Source organism: Acidimicrobiales bacterium (assembly GCA_035547835.1).
Lineage (GTDB): Bacteria > Actinomycetota > Acidimicrobiia > Acidimicrobiales > Iamiaceae > DASZTW01.
In genome coordinates, this window is the sequence record DASZTW010000012.1 from 56,602 (window position 1) to 75,174 (window position 18,573).

Consider the following 18,573-nt stretch of genomic DNA (forward strand, 5'->3'; position numbering starts at 1 on the left):
GTCTCCCGGCGATGTTTGGCTCGTTCCTTTCGGATTCCGACACCAACGAGCCAAACATCTGGAGGACGAGCGGCCGGCGGGCTCGGCCGGGTGGCCGGGGCGGGACGCGGCGCGAGGACGAACGGGGACGCGGCGCGGGCCGGGCGGCCGGACGGGGCGGGGCGCTGCAGTGTGGCCGGGTGGCCGGACGGGGCGGGCGGCCGGGCCAGGTTGCCCTCAGATGACGCCGGTGGACTGATGGGTGGCGAGCTCGTCGGATGACAGGCCGACCAGGTCGCACCAGACCTCGTGGTTGTGTTGGCCGAGCGTCGGGGCGGGTGCCGGGGCGACCGGCGGGCGACCGTCGAGGCGCGGGTACGGAGCCTGCTGGCGGTGCGGGCCCGCGACCGGGTCGTCGACCGTGACGAAGTCGCCGCGGGCGGCCATGTGGGGGTCGGCCAACATGTCCTCGGCCGTGTACGCCGTGGCCACGGGCACGCCGTTCGCGATGCACCGTTCCTCGACGTCGGCAGCCGACCGGGACAGCGTCCAGTCGGTGACGATCCCGTTGATCTCGTCGGCGTGCTCGGCCCGCGAGGCGAGCGTGGCCCAGCGGGGGTCGTCGAGCAGGTCGGGTCGGTCCATGGCCTGGCACAGCCGGGCGAAGTTGGCGTCGGACCCGGCCACCACGCACACGTACGCGCCATCGGCCGTGGGGTAGTTGTCGAGCGGTGCGGACGTGGGCACGCGGTTGCCGTGGCGCCCCCGCACGAGCCCGAGCCGGTCGTAGCCTGCGACCGTCCACTCCATGACCCGCAGGATCGAGCCGTACAGCGGCGCGTCGACCACCCCGCCCCGGCCGGTGCCGCCGGGCCGGTCGCGGCGGTACAGCCCGGCGACGACGGCCTCGGCCGCGAACGCGCCGGTGAGGTAGTCGGAGATCGTGATGCCGGGACGCACAGGCGGGCGGTCGTCGAACCCCGTCACCTGCAACAGCCCGCCGTACGCGATGCCCATGCGATCGAGACCGGGCCGGGGGGCGTACGGGCCGTCCTGGCCGAAGACGCTGATCCGGGCCCAGACCAGGCGCGGGTCGCAGTCGTCCGGGCCGACGTGCCACCGCTCGACGGTGCCGGGCCGGAAGTTCTCGCACACGACGTCGGCCGTGGCGGCGAGGCGACGGAACAGCGCTTGACCTGCGGGCTCGCGCAAGTTCAGCGTGACGCCCTTGCGGCCGCGTCCCTCGACGGCCCACCACAACGAGTACCCCACCTCGCCCGCGCCGGCCGTCTTGCTCGCATCGCCTGCGTCACCGGACGCGGAGTCGGTCGCCGGCCGGTCGCCAGGGGTGACGAACGGGCCGATCGTGCGCATGAAGTCGCCGCCGGACGGGTCTTCGACCTTGATCACCTCGGCGCCCATCTCGCCGAGCAGGCCGGCGCAGAACGGCGCGCCGATGCGCGTGCCCACGTCGATGACCCGCAAGCCCGCCAGCGGCAACTCGCCGCCGGCCGTTGCCGCGCCGCCGGCCGTCGCCGCCGGCCGCGCGCCGGACGCCGGGCCCGGGCCTGGGCCGGACGCGGTTGGTGCGCCGGACGCGGTTGGTGCGCTGGACGCCGGCCCCGGGCCCGGGCCGGACGCGGTTGGTGCGGCGGACGCGGACCCCTCGCCGCCGGCCGTTGCCGCGCCGCTTGGCGTTGCCGCCGACGCGATTGGTGCGCCGGACGCCGGGCCTGGCTGTGGCTCAGCCATCGCGGTGCTCGGCGAACACGTCCTTCATCGACGTCTTCGCCTTGCGGGCCTCGAGCGCCTGCAAGGCGGTCGACGTGTTGTGCATCCAGTGATGCGCCATGAAGTGGTACTTCCACGACGCTTCTTTGCCCATCAGCGTGGCGGTCTGGTTGATGGTGTCCTTCACGACCTGCGCAGTGGTGGGCGGCACCAGGGCCACCCGCTCGGCCAGCTCCGCGGTGCGCTCGCGCAGCTCGGCTGCCGGCACCACCCGGTTCACGAGCCCGAGCCGCCAGGCCTCGGCGGCATCGATCTTCTCGCCGGTCCAGAGGAACTCCTTGGCCTTGCGGATGCCGAGCTCCCACGGCTCGACCAGCAGCTCCACCCCGGCGCCGGTCATCCGCAACACCGGGTTCTGGAAGACGGCGTCGTCGGCTGCGACGATCAGGTCGCACATGCAGGCGAGCATGAGGCCGGCCGCCACGCACGAGCCTTGCACCGCGGCGATGGTCGGTTTGCGGAAGTGGTACAGCCGCTGGCACCGCTCGAAGTACATGACCTGCTCGTGGCGGAACTTGCCTTCGGGTGTCTCGCGCAGCTTGCGCCACTCGTCGGGTTCGGTGTCGCCCACCAGCGCCTTGAGGTCGTGGCCTGACGAGAAGTGCCTCCCTTCCGCAGCCAGCACCACCACGTGGATCTCGTCGTCGGCATCGGCGCGGTCGAGGCCGGCGTCGAGCTCGTTGATCAGGCCGGTGTCCTGCGCGTTGGCGACCTCGGGCCGGTTCAGCGTGAGCCAAGCGACGTTGCCGTCGACCTCGTAGCGCACTTTGGGATCGGTCATGACAGGCCCTCCGGTCACTTCGGGGGTCGGGGCAGGCCCAGCACCCGCTCACCGATGATGGTCCGCTGGATCTCGTTGGTGCCGGCGAAGATCGACGACGCCTGGTAGTAGAGCCACGAGCGCTGCCACGTGCCGTCGGCCGGGTTGCCGTCGGCGCCCCGCCACAACGGTGCGGACGGGCCGAGCACCGACATGGCGGTGGCGTGCATCCGCTTCGACATCTCGCTCCAGTACAGCTTCAGCGCGCTGCCCTCGGGCCCGAGCGCGTCGCCCCTTGCCAAGCGGCTCACGCTGCGCAGGTTGTGCAGCTGGAACAGGCGCACTTCGGTGTACGCGTCGGCGAGCCGGGCGGCGAGCACCCTGTCGTAGAACGCGCCGTTCGACTCGGCCAGCGCCAGCAGCTCCTCGAGGAGCTGGATGTGGATCACGAGCTGCCGCGGGTTCATGCCCCGTTCGTGCGACAGCGTGGAGTTCGCCACCCGCCAACCCTCGTTCTCCGGCCCGACGAGCTGGTCGTGGGGGACGAACACGTCGGTGAAGAACACCTCGTTGAACTCGCGATCGCCGGTGAGCTGGCGCAGCGGCCGGACCTCCACGCCGGGCGCGTGCAAGTCGACCACCAGGTACGAGATGCCTTTGTGCTTCGGCGCGTCGGGGTCGGTGCGGGCGAGGCACACACCCCAGTCGGCGAACTGCGCGTAGGAGGTCCACACCTTCTGCCCGTTCAACAGCCAGCCGCCGTCGGTGGGGGTCGCGCGGGTGGTGACCGACGCGAGGTCGCTGCCCGCTCCCGGCTCGCTGAACAGCTGGCACCACAGCTGGTCGGCCCGCAGGATCCCGCCGAGCCACCGGGACTGCTGCTCCGGCGTGCCGTGCGCCATGATCGTCGGCCCTGCCAGGTTCACCCCGATGCGCCCGACCAGCTCGGGTGCCCGTGCCCGGGCCAGCTCCTCTTGCACCAAGAAGTGCTCGACGGGCCCTGCGCCCCGACCGCCGTGCTCGGCGGGCCAGGCCACTCCAACCCATCGACCGGCCGCCAGCTTCGCCTGCCACTCGCGACCGAAGGCGACTTCCTCGGCCAAGTCGTCAAAGCGCGGCGGCAGCCCCTTGCCGTACTCCCAGGGCAGGTGCTCGTGCAGCCACGTGCGCAGCTCGTCGCGGAACGCCTGCTCATCGGCGGTGGGGCTCAGATCCACGGCCTCACGATAAGGGACCCGCTCACGGCCAGTCGGCGCCCCCACCTCAGGGGCGGCGCCAGAAGCCCGTTCTGGGCTGAGAATTACGCGCTCCAGCGCGTAAAAACCAGCCCAGAACGGCGGGGAGGGGGGGTGGTGGGGTGACGCACCCGGTGGTGACGCGGTCGTCGTACAATGCGCCGCCGACATGGACTTCGCCCCCTCCGCCGCGCAAGACGAGCTGGCTGCCGCCGCTCGCCAACTGCTCGAGGGTCACGCGTCGCCCGCGCAGGTCCGGGCGCACGTCGAGTCGGGCGAGCCGTACGACGCCGGCCTGTGGGACGCCATGGTCCAACAGGGCTGGGTCGGGGTGGCGTTGCCCGAAGCGGCCGGCGGACTCGGCCTGGGGTGGGTCGAAGCCGCGTTGTTGCTCGAAGAAGTCGGGCGCGCCAACGCGCCGGCGCCGTACCTCCCCTCGCTGCTCGCGGCCGCCGCCCTCCATGAAGCCGGCGACCACCAGTCCGACGTCGACGCGCTGGTCGCCGGCGACAAAGTGGCTGCCATCGGTTGGTCGCCTGACCCGGGCGCGGTGGTGGCCCGGTCCGACGGCGACCGGTGGCACCTCCAGGGTCGGCCCGACCTGGCAGAAGGCGCGGCGGTCGCCGACTTGGCGGTCGTGGCGGCCGACGACCCCGACGGCGACCTCGGTCTGTTCGTGGTGGATCTCCACGCCAGCGGACGGCCAGCCGCGCAGCCCGCGATGGACCACACCCGCTCCGTCGCCTGGTTCGATTTCGCCGACACCCCGGCGGAGCGGATCGGCGGCTTCGACGAATGGGCCCGGCTCGCCGATCGCGGCGCGGTGGCGACGTCGGCGGAGCTGCTCGGCGGCGCGGCCCGAATGCTGGAGCTGGCCACCGCGTACGCCACCGATCGCGTGCAGTTCGGCCAGCCGATCGGGTCGTTCCAAGCGGTGAAGCATCGCTGCGCCGACATGCTCGTGGACGTCGAGGGCATGCGCTCCGCGGTCTGGCACGCAGCCTGGTCGCTCGACGCGGGCGACGACCCCGCCGTCGCGGCGTCCACGGCCAAGGTGTGGTGCGCCCCTGCCGCGGCCCGCACGATGGCGTCGGGCCTGCAGGTGCACGGCGGGATCGGCTTCACGTGGGAGCACGACGTGCACCTGTACCTGAAGCGCTCGCAGCTCACCCAGCAGACGTTCGGCGACGCCGACCACCACCGGGCGCGCCTCGCCGCGCTGTTGCGGGCCAAGGTCCGCGACGGCGAGCGCGTCATCTGACGCCCCCCGCCCCGCCCCGCCCGGCCGGCGGCCCGCCAACCAGCCGCGCGCCCCCGAGTGTGACATCGGTCCCGTGCCGGTTAATGGGTGGGTCGCGAGACGGGGCCTTCCGTAGTGTGGTCCGTCGATCTGGCGCGATGAGATCAGCGGCTGGGGTCCGTCTCTGTCGAGGATGAGCTCAATGACGAACTCGTACGGAATCGAAGCGCGCGGCCTCGTGAAGCGGTATGGCGGCAAGGTTGCGGTTGCCGGGATCGACGTCGTGGTCCCCACCGGCACGGTCACCGCAGTGCTCGGTCCCAACGGGGCCGGCAAGACCACGGCCGTGCGGATGCTGACCACGCTGACCCGTCCCGACGAAGGCTCGGCCACCGTCGCGGGCTTCGACGTGCTCGCCCAACCCACCGAAGTGCGGCGGCGCATCGCGCTGGCCGCGCAGGACGCCACGGTCGACGAGCTGCTCACTGGCCGCGAGAACCTCGTGATGTTGGGCGAGCTGCACCAGCTGCGGCGCCGCGACGCCAAGCGCCGCGCCGGCGAGCTGCTCACCGAGTTCTCGCTCGACGACGCCGCCGACCGGGTGGTGTCCGGTTACTCGGGCGGCATGCGCCGCCGCCTCGACTTGGCGGCCACGTTGGTGGCTGGGCCCGAAGTGCTGTTCCTCGACGAGCCCACCACCGGTCTCGACCCCCGGGCGCGAGCCGAGCTGTGGGGCGTGCTCGACCTGTTGGTCGACCGCGGCACCACGCTGCTGCTCACCACCCAGTACCTCGAGGAGGCCGACCGCCTCGCCGACGACATCTTGGTCGTCGACCACGGCCGGATCATCGCCCAAGGCGACGCCCGTGGCCTGAAGCGCCAAGTGGGCGGCGATCACATCGCGGTGGTGGTCACCGACGCCAGCCGTCTTCCCGACGCGGCGTCGATCCTCGCGTCGGCCGGGTCCGCTGAGCCGACGGTCGACGTGGCCGCGCGCACCGCCGTGGTGCCGACCGCACTCGGCGTCGCTGCGCTCGGCGAGGTGGCGCGCGCAATGGAAGCGGCCGGCGTCGAGGTCGAGGACCTCGGCATGCGGCAGCCCACGCTCGACGAGGTGTTCCTCACCCTCACGGGCTCACCGCCCGACGACGAATCCATCGACGGGGCCTCGGTCGCGTCGCGGTTCGAGGAGGTGCCGGCGTGATCCACGACTCCTGGGTCCTCGCCCGGCGAGGTCTCATCCACATGCGGCGCCAGCCCGAGGCGCTGAGCGACGCCACCATCCAACCGATCATGTTCGTGGTGATGTTCGGCTATGTGTTCGGCGGCGCCATCCACGCGCCCAACGGCGGCAACTACCGCGAGTTCCTGATGGGCGGCATCTTCGCCCAGACCATCGTGTTCACGGCGTTCGGCGTGGCGATGGCGCTGGCCAACGACCGCAAGAACGGTGCGATCGACCGGTTCCGCTCGTTGCCGCTCGCCCGCGGCGCGGTGCTCGGCGGCCACGCCTTGGCCAACTTGCTCAAAGCCCTGCTGCCGATCGCGCTGATGTCGATCTGCGGGCTGCTGGTGGGTTGGCGGATCCGCGGCAACGTGCTCGACACGTTCGGCGGCTACGTGCTGCTGGTCGCGTTCGCGTTCGCCATGATCTGGATCGGCGTGCTGCTCGGCAGCATCGTCGAGACGCCCGAAGGGGTGCAGGGCATCGCGTTCGTGGCGCTGTTCCCGATCACCTTCGTGGCGAGCACGTTCGTGCCGGTCAAGAGCATGCCGGCAGGACTGCGCACGATCGCCCAGTGGAACCCCGTCACCACGTTCTCCGACGCGGTGCGGATCCAGTTCGGCAACCCGACCACCGCCGTGGGACCCCATGCGCCCTGGCCGGCGGCGCACCCGCTCGCCTACACACTCGTGTGGATCTTCGCCATCGTCGGCATCGCCGCGCCGCTGGCCGTGCGCGCGTACCAACGCTCGATCGATTCCTGAGGAGTCGGTCGGGTCCTGGTCCCCATCGATTGCTGAGGGAATGGGCGGGGGAGCTACGGTCCCCCGACGATGGCAGAGCAGCTCGACCAGGTCGTCGCCACGCTCGACGTCGCGCCCGGCGCCGACGGCCGGTGCCTCGCCCAGAACCTGGCGTCGCCGGGCGCCGTGGTCTTCGGCGGCCAGATGATCGCCCAGGCAATTCTGGCCGCCACCCGCTCGTTGCCCGACAAGTCCGTGCGCTCGGTCCACACCGTGTTCGCGCGCGGGGCCGCGGTCGACACCCCGCTCGAGCTCACCGTCCAACCGCTCCACAGCGGCCGGGCGGTCGGCAGCGTCAACGTCACGTTCGCCCAAGGTGACCGGCTCTGCGCGCAGTCGCTGTTGTTGCTCAGCGCGGAGGAGCCCGACTTCGTACGCCACGACGCGCCGTTCCCGTCCGGCACCGCATCGGCCGCCGACTCGCCCGAGGGGCACGACGAGGGTTGGTGGCAGACCCGGATCGTCGGGGGTGTCGACTTCAACGACCCCGCCCTGGTCGGACCGCCCGAGCTGCAAGTGTGGTCGCGGGTCGCGGGCACGCCCCCTGACGACCAGGCGTTGCACCAGGCGTTGCTGGCGTACGGCACCGAGGGGTTCCTGATCGCCACGGCCATGCGTCCCCACGAGGGAGTGGGCCAGGCGCTCGCGCACCGCACGGTGTCGACCAGCGTCCTCACCCACACTGTGACGTTCCACGAGGCGGTGCGCGCCGACCAGTGGAACTTGCTCGACATGCAGAGCACGCACGCCAGTCGCGGCCGCGCGTTCGGGCGCGGCCAGGTGTTCGACTCGGACGGCAACCACGTAGCGTCGATCCAGCAGGAGAGCCTCTTGCGGGCGGCGCCGGAGCGTTCGGGTGATGCGCCGCTGAAGTACTGAGAGGTCGGTCGACGAGGTGCGGCTGCGCCCGAGCAGCATCCCGTCGACCGTCTTGGAGGCATCGACCGGGGGAGCCAGTGGACTTACGGATGACCGATGAGCAGGCCCAGCTCGTCGACGCGTTCTCGGCCTTGTACGCCAAGGAGTCGGGCACCGAGGCCGTGCGCGCCGCGGAGCCCGACGGGTTCGCGCCGTCGCTGTGGGCCAAGGTGTCCGAGCTGGGCGGGGTGGCCATGGCCGTGCCCGAAGCGGCGGGCGGCTGGGGTGCGTCGATGCTCGACCTCGGCCTGGTGGCCGAGCAACAGGGCCGGGCGCTGGCCTCGGTCCCCCTCATCGAAGGCCAAGTGGCGGCCCGTCTGCTCGCCCGCGCCGACCGTCCCGACGCCGCCCCGGTGCTCGCCGACCTGCTTGCCGGGGCCGCCATCGGCACCGTGGCGTTGCACGCGCCGGTCGGCGGCGAGGTGCGGATGTTGCCGGCCGGTCTGGTGTCCGACCATGTCGTGGCCCTCAACGGCGATCGCTTGGTGCTGGCACCTGTTGCCCACGGCCAGCGCACCCGCGTTGCCAACCTCGCGGCCATGCCGGTTGCCGACGTGCGGCTCGACAACCCTGTCGAGCTCGGCTCGGGGACGGGCGCGGTCGAGGCGCACGGGCGCGCGGTCGACGAGTGGCTCGCGCTCACCGCGTGCGCGCTCGTGGGAGCCGGCGCGCGGGGGCTCGAGATCGGCGTCGACTACGTGCAGCACCGCGAAGCGTGGGGGGTCCCGATCGGCTCGTTCCAGTCGATCGCCCACCGCCTGGCCGACGCCGCGGCCGCGGTGGACGCCGCCCGCTTGCTGGCTTGGGAAGCGTGCTGGGCCTTCGACGAGGAACCCGACCGGTCGGCCGAGCTCGCGGCCATGGCGTTCGGGTTCGCGTACGAGACGGCCCGCGACGCCACGTACCTCAGCTTGCACTTCCACGGCGGCTACGGCTTCATGATGGAGCAGGACATCCAGCTGTACTTCCGGCGGGCCCGCGGCTGGGCCAACGTCTACGGCGACGCTCGGACGGCGTATCGAAGGGTCGCGGCGCACCGGCTGGGGGAACGTGGGGCATGACGATCGACTTCAGCCTCGGCCCGGAGAGCGACGACCTGCGCGAGGAAGTGCGGTCGTTCCTCGACGAGCACCTCACCCGCGAGATGGAGCAGCGCATCGACGAGACCGGCGTGCACCACGACGCCGGTTTCGTGCAGGCCATGCGCGAACGCGATTGGCTGGCGCCCGGCTGGCCCGCCGAGCTGGGTGGCCAGGGCATGGACCCGGTCGACGTGCTCCCGATCCGTGAGGAGTTCGCCCGCCGCAGCGCGCCGTACTACGGCATCGGGATCACGGCGATGGTGGCCAAAGTCCTCGCGGCGCTCGGCACCGAGGAGCAAAAGGCCGAGATCCTGCCCAAAGCGCTGAACGGCGAGGTGCTGATGGCGCTCGGGTTCACCGAGCCCGAGTGCGGCTCCGATGTCGCTGCGGCGCGCACCAAAGCCGTGCGCGACGGCGACGAGTGGGTGATCAGCGGCCAGAAGATGTTCACCACCAACGGTCACATCGCGGATTACGTGTTCCTGCTCGCCCGCACCAATCCCGACGCGCCCAAGCACAAGGGCCTCACGGTGTTCCTGGTGCCGGTCGACCAGCCGGGGTTCGAGGCGCAGGCGGTGTACACGCTGTCGGGCGAGCGCACGAACATCACTTTCTACAACGAGCTGCGCGTGTCGGACCGGTGGCGGATCGGCGGCGTCGACAAGGGGTGGGCGGTGATGACCCACTCGCTGCAAGACGAGCACTCCAACGGCTTCGCGTTCCGGTCGCTCGCCGTGCTCGACCACCTCGAGCGCTGGGCCTCGGCCGACGGGCCCGACGGCACCCGTCCGGTCGACGATCCCGTGGTGGCGGTGGAGGTGGGCCGCATGGCCGCCGAGATCGAGGCCGGCAAGCTGCTCCAACGGCGAGCGGTCTGGATGTCGACGGTGGGCGAGGTCCCCGAGGCCGAAGGCCCGATGGCCAAGCTGTTCACGTCGGAGGCCTTCCAGCGTCACGCCCAGACGGCCGCCGAGCTGCTCGGCCCCGACGGCCTGCGCCGCTACCTCGACCCGAGCGCGCCGGAGGACGGTCGCATCGAGGAAGCCGTGCGCTTCTCGCTCGGCACCACGATCTATGCCGGCACGTCGGAAGTGCAGCGCAACATCATCGCCCAGCGCGGCCTCAAGCTGCCGCGGTCCTGATCTGGCTGCGGGCCCCGTCGTAGCCGGCCGGGCTGGTGCACAGCGCCGGTGGTAGACCACCGGGATCGAGCCGTCACCTGCCGTCGTCAACCATGTCGGGCTGTGCACCGCCGACCTCGAGCGCTCCCGCGCGTTCTACGTCGCGGTGTTCGGCTTCGAGGTCGAGCGTGAGCTGACCGTCCCCGACCAGGCGGCCGCAGAGCTGCTGGCGGTCGTACCACCGGTGGGCTTGACCGCCGTGTACCTGCGCCGGGGCGAGCTCGTGCTGGAGCTGTTGTCGTTCGACCGGCCCGGCAACCCGCCGTGGGCCAGACGGGTCATGAACGAGCCCGGCCTCACCCACTTGTCGTTCTCGGTCGACGACCTGGCTGCCGCCGCGGCGTCGGTCGTCGTCCACGGCGGCGAAGTCGTGTACGAGTCGCTGCACGCGTACATGGTGCGCGATCCCGACGGCCAGCTCCTCGAGCTCCTCCCCATGTCCTACCGGGACCGGCTCCCCTCCTGACGGAATTTTGGGGGTACCCCCCTCATGCACGCGCGGTGAGTGGTGGCGTACTGATGAGGTGAGCGGTGCGACCCTGGAGGGAGCGGGCGAATGGACGTCTTGGTGTTGGCCAGCGCGGCCGTGGTCAGCGCGGTGGTGGCGGTGGCGGCGGCGGGCAAGCTGCGCGATCCCGACGGCCTGGTGGGGGCGCTACCCGGCCTGGGGATCTCCGATCGCCACGGCCGTCTGATCGGGAGGTCGCTCCCGGTGGTGGAGCTGGCGCTGGGCGCGGCGTTGTGGGTGCCGGTGACGCGGCGGTGGGCGGGTGCCGGGGCGACGCTGCTCCTGCTCGTCTTCCTGGGTCTGGTGAGCGCCGCGGTGGTGCGGGGGCGACGGGTTCGTTGCGCCTGCTTCGGTTCGCTGAGCGCAGCCGACCTGTCGTGGACGTCGGTCCTGCGCAACGCGGTCCTCGTGGGGCTGGCCGCGATCGTTGCGGCACGGCCGGCCACGTGGGGCGCGGCCGCCCGCTCCGTCGACGGCGGCGGCGTCGTGCTCGCCCTCGGTGGGGTGGTGGGTGCGCTCGCGGTGTCCACTGCGCTGCTCGCCCGCCTCCAACTCGACCTGCTCCGGCGTTACGGCGAGGTCCTGAACCGGCTGGACAGCGGAGCCGCTCCCGGCACGACCACGCTTCGGGAGCCCGACTCGTTGATCGAGGTCGGTGCCGTGGCGCCCGGCGTGACCGTCGGCGAGCTCGACCGCGGGCCGGTGGCGCTGCCGTCGCTGTGGGGCGCAGGCCGCGCCCTGCTCCTGTTCGTGAGCCCGAGCTGCGGTGCGTGCCGATCGATCATGGGGCGCGTCGCCGAGTTCGCGAGCCGGCACCAGGACGTCGCGGTGGCGGTGATCTCGCCGCACAGCCCCCGCAAGACGCGCGACTCGCACCCGGGCGCGCCGATCCGTTGGTTGGTCGACCGCACCCAAGCGGCGTTCGAGGCGTTCGGGGTCACCCGCACGCCGATCGCGGTGTTGGTCGACGAGCACGGTGAGGTGGTCGAGACCGCACGCGGATCCGCACAGGTGGTCGCGCTGCTCGACGAGGTGGCCGTCACGACCTTGTCGCTCGACGACATCGAGCTTTTCGACGAAGCGGGCAACCCGGCCGCGCTCCGCGACGTCGTCGGACCCGAAGGTGCGCTGCTGTTCTGGAACCCGGACTGCGGCTGGTGCCAGGAGCTCCAGCCGCAGCTGCCGACACACGACGGGGCGGTGGTGGGATCCACCGTGGCGATCGTGGCCGGTCCGATCAGAGCCGACGCGGGGCCGGGCAACGGCTGGCCGGTGTTGTTCGACCCGGGAAGGACCGCGGCCCGGGTCGCGGAGTCGCCCGGTACGCCGAGCTTGATCCGGTTGGCAGGCGGGCAGCCGCTCGGGCCCGCCGCGGCCGGCGGCCCGGCCGTCCTCGAAGCCTTGGGGGTGACCGTCGATGGCTGACGATCTCGACCGGCTCGCCCGCGCGCACGCGTCGGGCGACGTCAGCCGCCGCCGAGTGCTGGGGCTGCTGCTCGGCGCCTCGACCACGGCCGTGCTCGGCGGCACGGTGGGCGAGCGGATCCTCCGGAGCCGCAACGGCAACCAGGCCCTCGTGGCCACGACCCGAACCGCTGCGAAAGGAACCGCGCCGGCTCCAGTCGCGCCGCTGTCCGCGGCCAGCGGCGGCGACCCTGCCTGCACGTTGCCGAACATGCGTCGGCCCCTGAACGGCCCCGGCGATTGTCCCGACAAGCGGATCACCAAACAGAACTACACCCCGACCTTCAACGGCTGTGGCTCGGCCGGTCTCGCTGGCTACCTGGTCCCCGATGACTTCGACGGCTACTCGTTCACGCCCGCATGTGACGAGCACGACCGTTGCTACGGCACCTGCAACTCGAACAAGGACACCTGCGACCAGAACTTCCTCAGGGACATGAACCAGATCTGTGACAGCCACTTCCTCGACTACACGTCGGGTCACAAGGACTGCCGCGACAACGCGTACATCTACTACGACGCCGTGCACCTGATCGGCGGTGGGCCGTACGACGACGCACAAGTCGAGGCGTGCGACTGTTGCGAAGAGTTCGTCGAGTGCGTCTACTGCTTCTGCAACGACAAGTACTACGCCAGCGCGGTCGACTGCACCGGGGACTGTCACGCCTCGCTGTCGTGCTTCACCGGCATCTGCGTCCCCGCCGACACCCAAGACTGCTTGCAGGCCTGGCGATGACGCGCGCACGACGCATCCCGGTCGCGGCCATGGTGGTCGTCTTGGGCCTGGCCGTGGCCATGCCCATCGGCACGGCGCTGATGTCCACCGCCACCTCGGCGCCGACGCCACCGCCGACCAACCACCCGATGCCCGTTGCCTCGAACGACCCCGCGGTCGAGACCCCGGCGATGAGCGCCGACGGACGCTACGTGGCGTTCTCGTCACCGCTGCAGACCTTGGTGGCTGGTGACACGAACGGCGCGAGCGACGTGTTCGTGCTCGACCGGACGACCGGCGGGGTCCAGCAGGCCAGCGTCGACAGCTCCGGCACGGAGGGCGACGGCGACTCATACGCGCCGTCGATCAGCGCCGACGGCCGGTACGTCGTGTTCACGTCGACCGCCACCAACCTCGTGTCGGGCGCGCCCGGTGTGCGGGCGGTGTACCGCCACGACCTGCAGACCGGCGCCACGGTGCTGGCGAGCGTGCTGCCCGGCGGTGGCCTGCCGACGCTGCTCCCCGGGGCGAGCACCGGCGGTGCGCAGCAGGCCATCTCTGACGACGGTCGCTACGCCGTGTTCGAGTACGGCAACCCCCGCGGCGTGTACGTGCGCGACCTCGTCGCGGGTACGACCGCGCAGCTCGACGTCGGCAGCGGCGGCGCGGCGCCGGACGGCGCGAGCTTCGATCCGGTGATCAGCGGCGACGGCTCACACGTCGCGTTCGAGTCCGTCGCCACCAACCTCGTGGCGGGCGACACCAACGGCGTCGAGGACGTGTTCGAGCGACCGACGGGTTCCACGTCGATCCAGCTCGTCAGCCAGCAGACGGGGGGCGGCCAGACCACCGACGCGGCCAACCGCCCGTCGATCAGCCAGACCGGTGACGTGGTGGCGTTCGAGTGGGGTGACGCCGTCTTCGTACGTGACGTCGGTGCCGGTACCACCACACGCGTCGCGCCCACCGGGGTGACGCCAGACCTGCGGTCCGGCGACCCGCACGTGACCCGTGACGGTTCCGCGGTGTTCTTCTCGTCCGACGCCACCAACTTGGTCGGCGGCGACGCCAACAGCGCGCAGGACGTGTTCCGCTACGCGCGGTCGTCCGGCGCGGTCACGCGGGTGAGCGTCACGTCGGCCGGCAGCTCGGCCAACGGCTCGAGCGGTGCGCCCGCGCCCGACGGCGACGGAACGATCGTGGCGTTCATCTCTGCGGCCACCAACCTCGGCGGCGGGGTGGCGGGCCGTCCCAACATGTTCATCCGTGACATCGCGGCGGGCACCACCCAGGTCGCCACGCCGGCGGGGTTGCCCAACTTGGTGCAAGACGGCAGCTTTGAGCCCCCGGGCCTCCCGCACGAGAGCTACTTCGACAGCTTCGGGCTCCCGAGCACGACCCACTTGGGCGCCTGGCAGATCGACCGGGGTGGCGTCGACGTGATCCACGACGTCGATGTCCCCGATGGCCTGCAGTTCCTCGACTTGAACGGGAACGGGTACGACCCGGGGAAGATCTCCCAGACCATCACCGTGCAGGAGCACCACCTGTACCTGGTCGGGTTCACGCTGTCGGCGAATACCAACGGCGGGCCCACGATCAAGACCGTCGACGTGTCCTTCGGTGGCGTCACCCGCTCGTTCAGCGCGGACCTCACCGGTCACACCAGCTCGAACCTCGGCTGGACGGGGCATACGTTCGAAGTGGCCGCGTGCGGGCTCACATCGAGCCCTCTGGTGTTCGACTCGACGACGCCGAACGTCGACGGTGGCCAAAAGGGCCCGCAGCTCGACGCCGTCACCGTGTACGACATCACGCCGCCGAGCGGGTTGTCCTCATGCTCGCCGCCGAACCAGGGTGGTGGGGCGACCACCACCTCGGTGACGTCGTCGGCCAACCCCTCGGTCTCGGGGCAGTCGGTCGCGTGGACGGCCACGGTGGGAGCCGACGGCGGCCCGGCCGCGGCCGGCAGCGTCCAGTGGAAGGTCGACGGAGTCGGCTCGGGTCTGCCGGTGGCGGTTGGCGCCGACGGCACCGCGACGCTCGTTCGTGGCGACCTCCAACCCGGTTCGCACCACATCGAGGCCGACTACCTCGGCACCGACGGGATCGATCCGAGCCAAGGCGACCTGACCCAGACGGTCAACAAGGGCGCCACCACCACCGTGGTGACGTCGAGCGCCAACCCGGTGCCGTGGGGCCAGTCCGTCACATTCACCGCGACCGTGAGCCCCCACGCGCCGGCCACGTCGGCCGCCGGAGCCCCCGGTGGGTCGGTGTCGTTCTCGGTCGACGGCGTGGCAGCCTCGTCGGCAACCCTGGCGGGCGGTCAGGCGACCTTTGCGGTCGACCTGCCGCCGGGCACGCACCACGTCGCGGCCACGTACGCGGGCGACACCCGCTTCACCGGCAGCCAGTCCTCGGCGTACGCCGAATCGGTGACGTGTGATCGCACGTACACCGGCAACGTGAGCTCGGTGGTCGTCACGAGCGGCACCGCTTGTGTCGTCGGCGGCACGATCGCGGGCTCGGCGTCGGTCGTGGGCACCGGATCGCTCGCCCTCGTGGGCGCCACGGTCAACGTGTCGGTGTCCGACAACCGGGGTGCCCGGTTGCTGGTGTGCAACACCCACGTGGACGGTTCGGTCGTGGTCCAGGCGTCGCCGGGCCCGGTCACCGTCGGCGACCCGGCGAGCGGATGCGCGGGGAACACCATCGTCAACAGCCTGGTGCTGGTGAACGACACCGGTCACGTGGTGGCCGTCGGCAACCAGATCGGTCGTTCGCTCGTGAACTCCGGCAACCACGACGCCGACGTGCGCGACAACACGGTGGGCTGAACCGGCCCTCGATCCGCACAGGCTCTTGACAGGGATCTCTCCGCGAACCGCACCGCAAGCCGGCCATCGCGCTTCATTCGGCAGCCGGCGAGACCCTGAGCGCGATTCCCGGCGGCCTCGATGGCGTAGAGCGGCGACTCGCCTCGGGCGCACCAGGTCGAGGCCCACCGCAGCCACCGCAAGAGCGGGCAACATCATGGACGCCGACTTCGGGACGCTGCGCCCGCCGGGCATGGCCGCGGGCGGCGACTTCTCGGTGCGCTGGACCGGCGACATCCAGATCCCGACGACCGGCACCTACGGGTTCGGCACCCCGATCGCAGGGTCGAACACCGGCTGGGCCGAGGTGTACATCGACGACCGCGGCGTCTCCGCCGGCCAGGTCACGTCCGGCCCCAAGGGCACGATTGCGTTGACAGCCGGCCGCCACCGCATGACCGTCATGTTCCACACCACCAAGTCCGGGTCCACCACCCAACCCGCCGGCGTGTACGTGCGTTACACGCCGCCGGGCGTGACGGGCCTGTACGCGCCGACCGGCATGCTGGTGCCCCGCTACAACCTGGCGACCTCGTCGAGCGTGGATGACTCGACGGCGGGTTCGCCGCCCGGGTCGACCCGGACGTCATACCAGAATCCGTCGAACCTGTTGGCTACCAGCCAGGCCGTCGACCCCACCGGGTTGGACCTGGTGTCGGGCAGCGACTTCGGGGCGCGTGGCGACGGGAACTTCTACCGGTTGAAGTCGTCGACCATGCCGAGCGGTGAGGCCACGACCTACGGCTATTACGGCGCGTCCGAGACTGTGGCGGCGACGGGTTGTGGGGGCACGACGGCATGGCCGCAGCGTGGCGGCCTCGACACGACCACCAACCCCGACGGCCGGGTGGAACGCCAGATCCGCGACGACCACGGCCGGCAGATCGCGTCACGGACCGACGGCGACGCGGGATGGGTGTGCACCAGCTACGACGACCGCGGCCGACCGACGTCGGTGACCTACCCGGACCGCACCGTCACGTCTGACTACGCGGTGGCCGGCGACCCGTTGGTGACATCAGTGAGCGACCCGGCCGGCACGATCACCACCCGTGTCGACCTGTTGGGCCGCACCGTGTCCTACACCGACGCGAAGAACCAGACGTCGACCACAACCTATGACCAGGCCGGCCGGGTCACCGCGACCGCGGGACCCCAAGGCCCGGTCGCGTTCACCTATGACGCCGGCGGCCGGGAGACATCGCAGTCGTGGGACGGCGCCGTGGTCGCCCAGGTGACCTACGACGCGCACTTCGACCTTGCCTCGGTCGCCTACCCCACAGGGGCCGGTAACGGCGGCAACGGCACCACGCTCACGGTCGGGCGCGACGCCGACGGCCGCACCGACTCGTTGACCGCCACAGGCCCAGGCGGGGTCATCACCTCCGATCAGGTCGCGTCCGCGTCGGGATCGGGATACTCCCAGTCAGGCCGAGTGGTGGCCGAACGAGTCGACGCCACCTCGGGCGCGGCGACCTCCACGTTCGCGTATGACACCGCTGGCCGCCTGACCGACGCGTCGGTCACCACGGGTAGTGGTGGGGGGTCTTCTACGCTGCATTACGTGTACGGCACGACCCCGGGGTGTGGCGCAGGCGCGATGGCGGATCCGGGCGCGGACTCCAACCGGTCGTCGGTGACCATCGATGGCGCCACCACCGACTACTGCTACGGGCCCGGTGACCGCCTCGCCTCCACGTCAGGCGCCACGCCGGTCGGGACCGTAGGCTATGACGGGCACGGCAACACCACCACGCTCGGTGGCGACACCTACAACTGGGACGACGCAGACCGCCACACCTCCACCACCGCCGGGGCCACCACCGTCACCTACCAGCGCGACGCCACAGACCGGGTGGTTGACCGCACCGCCGCGGGCACGACGGTCGCCTACAGCTACGCGACCGGTGGTGACAGCCCCGTCGCGGTCCTCGACAACACCGGGGCGGTCACCGCCCGGATGGTCGGGTTGCCGGGCGGCGTGACCGTCACCCGCCAAGCCAGCGGTGACACGTGGAGCTACCCGAACATCCACGGCGACGTCACCGCCACCACCAACAACACCGGCACCAAGGTGGGCGCGACGCTGCGGTATGACCCGTTCGGCAACCCCCTCACCGGCGTCGCCGACGATCTCCCCGGCGACTACGACTACGCCTGGCTCGGCACCAAAACCCGCCCCGTCGAACACCAAGGGGGGCTACGACCCACCATCGAGATGGGCGCCCGACCGTATGACCCGCAACTCGGCAGATTCCTCACCGTCGACCCCATCCCCGGCGGCTCCGCCAACAACTACGACTACACCAACCAAAACCCAGTCAACGGAACCGACCTGACCGGCATGTACATGCCATGCGGCGCCACCGGCACCGCCAACTGCAACCACGGCCACCAAGGCGCCATCGCCGGAGTTGCTCGGCAGAACGCTCGACTACGCCGCGAGGGAATTGAGAAGTACGTCGGACATCAGGGCGCGCCGTCGCTCCGTGTCGCCGCGATCAGTGCATACACCAGCCCTCACGCCGGCCTGCTGAGCACATCGCGCACAGTAGGGAAGGCAGCATGGGACATGGTGAAGGTCGGAGCGTCGACTATCAGACCGCTGGCCAATCTCATCATCGAGGCGCACGAAATGGCCATCGCCTGCCAAACAGGCGGCGCAGCGGGTGCATATGTAGGACTATACACTGCACTCTATACGGGCCCAGAGGCACCGGTCATAGGCGGAGGTGTCGGCTGTATCGCTGGCGCCGGTTACGTTGTCATTATCCATCGAACGAGGTAGGTCAG

The 18,573-nt window shown here is 71.1% G+C and carries 14 protein-coding genes; 11 read left to right on the forward strand and 3 right to left on the reverse strand.

What is annotated here, in order from left to right:
* Positions 1–216 precede the first annotated feature (216 nt).
* Genes VHA73_10735 through VHA73_10745 form a run of 3 tightly spaced genes read right to left on the reverse strand, consistent with a single transcriptional unit; the run spans position 217 to position 3,747 of the window.
* Positions 217–1,731: a CoA transferase gene (locus tag VHA73_10735; protein ID HVX18495.1), complete on the reverse strand. Its 1,515-nt coding sequence runs from the start codon at positions 1,729–1,731 to the stop codon at positions 217–219.
* Positions 1,724–2,551, reverse strand: coding sequence for an enoyl-CoA hydratase (locus VHA73_10740; protein ID HVX18496.1), 828 nt, complete (start codon positions 2,549–2,551; stop codon positions 1,724–1,726). The genes VHA73_10735 and VHA73_10740 overlap by 8 nt, the downstream gene beginning before the upstream one ends.
* Positions 2,552–2,565: 14 nt before the next feature.
* A complete protein-coding gene (locus VHA73_10745) occupies positions 2,566–3,747 on the reverse strand; it encodes an acyl-CoA dehydrogenase family protein (protein ID HVX18497.1) in 1,182 nt (393 codons plus the stop codon).
* Between the two features lie 187 nt (positions 3,748–3,934).
* Here VHA73_10745 and VHA73_10750 point away from each other — a divergent pair, with 187 nt between their 5' ends.
* From VHA73_10750 to VHA73_10800, 11 genes are all read left to right on the forward strand, one after another.
* Positions 3,935–5,026 carry an acyl-CoA dehydrogenase family protein gene (locus VHA73_10750; GenBank protein HVX18498.1) on the forward strand — a complete coding sequence of 364 codons (1,092 nt, stop codon included), beginning with the start codon at positions 3,935–3,937 and terminating at the stop codon, positions 5,024–5,026.
* Between the two features lie 181 nt (positions 5,027–5,207).
* Positions 5,208–6,209: an ATP-binding cassette domain-containing protein gene (locus VHA73_10755; GenBank protein HVX18499.1), complete on the forward strand. Its 1,002-nt coding sequence runs from the start codon at positions 5,208–5,210 to the stop codon at positions 6,207–6,209.
* Positions 6,206–6,994 carry an ABC transporter permease gene (locus VHA73_10760; protein HVX18500.1) on the forward strand — a complete coding sequence of 263 codons (789 nt, stop codon included), beginning with the start codon at positions 6,206–6,208 and terminating at the stop codon, positions 6,992–6,994. Before VHA73_10755 ends, VHA73_10760 begins: the two co-directional genes overlap by 4 nt.
* Before the next feature lie 69 nt (positions 6,995–7,063).
* Positions 7,064–7,912, forward strand: coding sequence for an acyl-CoA thioesterase domain-containing protein (locus VHA73_10765; GenBank protein ID HVX18501.1), 849 nt, complete (start codon positions 7,064–7,066; stop codon positions 7,910–7,912).
* An 89-nt stretch (positions 7,913–8,001) separates the two neighbouring features.
* Entirely contained in the window at positions 8,002–9,012 is a 1,011-nt protein-coding gene (locus tag VHA73_10770) for an acyl-CoA dehydrogenase (protein HVX18502.1), read from the forward strand.
* Positions 9,009–10,175, forward strand: coding sequence for an acyl-CoA dehydrogenase family protein (locus VHA73_10775; protein ID HVX18503.1), 1,167 nt, complete (start codon positions 9,009–9,011; stop codon positions 10,173–10,175). Before VHA73_10770 ends, VHA73_10775 begins: the two co-directional genes overlap by 4 nt.
* Positions 10,176–10,239: 64 nt before the next feature.
* Complete coding sequence (locus VHA73_10780; GenBank protein ID HVX18504.1) at positions 10,240–10,680, forward strand: VOC family protein; 441 nt, start codon at positions 10,240–10,242, stop codon at positions 10,678–10,680.
* A 90-nt stretch (positions 10,681–10,770) separates the two neighbouring features.
* Positions 10,771–12,147: a MauE/DoxX family redox-associated membrane protein gene (locus tag VHA73_10785; protein ID HVX18505.1), complete on the forward strand. Its 1,377-nt coding sequence runs from the start codon at positions 10,771–10,773 to the stop codon at positions 12,145–12,147.
* Entirely contained in the window at positions 12,140–12,922 is a 783-nt protein-coding gene (locus VHA73_10790; protein ID HVX18506.1) for a phospholipase A2, read from the forward strand. The genes VHA73_10785 and VHA73_10790 overlap by 8 nt, the downstream gene beginning before the upstream one ends.
* Positions 12,919–15,741: an Ig-like domain repeat protein gene (locus VHA73_10795; GenBank protein ID HVX18507.1), complete on the forward strand. Its 2,823-nt coding sequence runs from the start codon at positions 12,919–12,921 to the stop codon at positions 15,739–15,741. The genes VHA73_10790 and VHA73_10795 overlap by 4 nt, the downstream gene beginning before the upstream one ends.
* A 25-nt stretch (positions 15,742–15,766) precedes the next feature.
* Positions 15,767–18,568, forward strand: a complete 2,802-nt coding sequence (locus tag VHA73_10800) for an RHS repeat-associated core domain-containing protein (GenBank protein ID HVX18508.1) — start codon at positions 15,767–15,769, stop codon at positions 18,566–18,568.
* The last annotated feature ends 5 nt before the right edge of the window (positions 18,569–18,573 follow it).

Excerpts from the sequence above, each read along its gene's own strand:
- VHA73_10785 (HVX18505.1), top strand. The coding sequence starts at position 10,771 with ATGGACGTCTTGGTGTTGGCCAGCGCGGCCGTGGTCAGCGCGGTGGTG.
- VHA73_10790 (HVX18506.1), top strand. The coding sequence starts at position 12,140 with ATGGCTGACGATCTCGACCGGCTCGCCCGCGCGCACGCGTCGGGCGAC.
- VHA73_10755 (HVX18499.1), top strand. The coding sequence starts at position 5,208 with ATGACGAACTCGTACGGAATCGAAGCGCGCGGCCTCGTGAAGCGGTAT.
- VHA73_10750 (HVX18498.1), top strand. The coding sequence starts at position 3,935 with ATGGACTTCGCCCCCTCCGCCGCGCAAGACGAGCTGGCTGCCGCCGCT.
- VHA73_10740 (HVX18496.1), bottom strand. The coding sequence starts at position 2,551 with ATGACCGATCCCAAAGTGCGCTACGAGGTCGACGGCAACGTCGCTTGG.
- VHA73_10770 (HVX18502.1), top strand. The coding sequence starts at position 8,002 with ATGACCGATGAGCAGGCCCAGCTCGTCGACGCGTTCTCGGCCTTGTAC.
- VHA73_10795 (HVX18507.1), top strand. The coding sequence starts at position 12,919 with ATGACGCGCGCACGACGCATCCCGGTCGCGGCCATGGTGGTCGTCTTG.
- VHA73_10735 (HVX18495.1), bottom strand. The coding sequence starts at position 1,731 with ATGGCTGAGCCACAGCCAGGCCCGGCGTCCGGCGCACCAATCGCGTCG.
- VHA73_10775 (HVX18503.1), top strand. The coding sequence starts at position 9,009 with ATGACGATCGACTTCAGCCTCGGCCCGGAGAGCGACGACCTGCGCGAG.
- VHA73_10765 (HVX18501.1), top strand. The coding sequence starts at position 7,064 with ATGGCAGAGCAGCTCGACCAGGTCGTCGCCACGCTCGACGTCGCGCCC.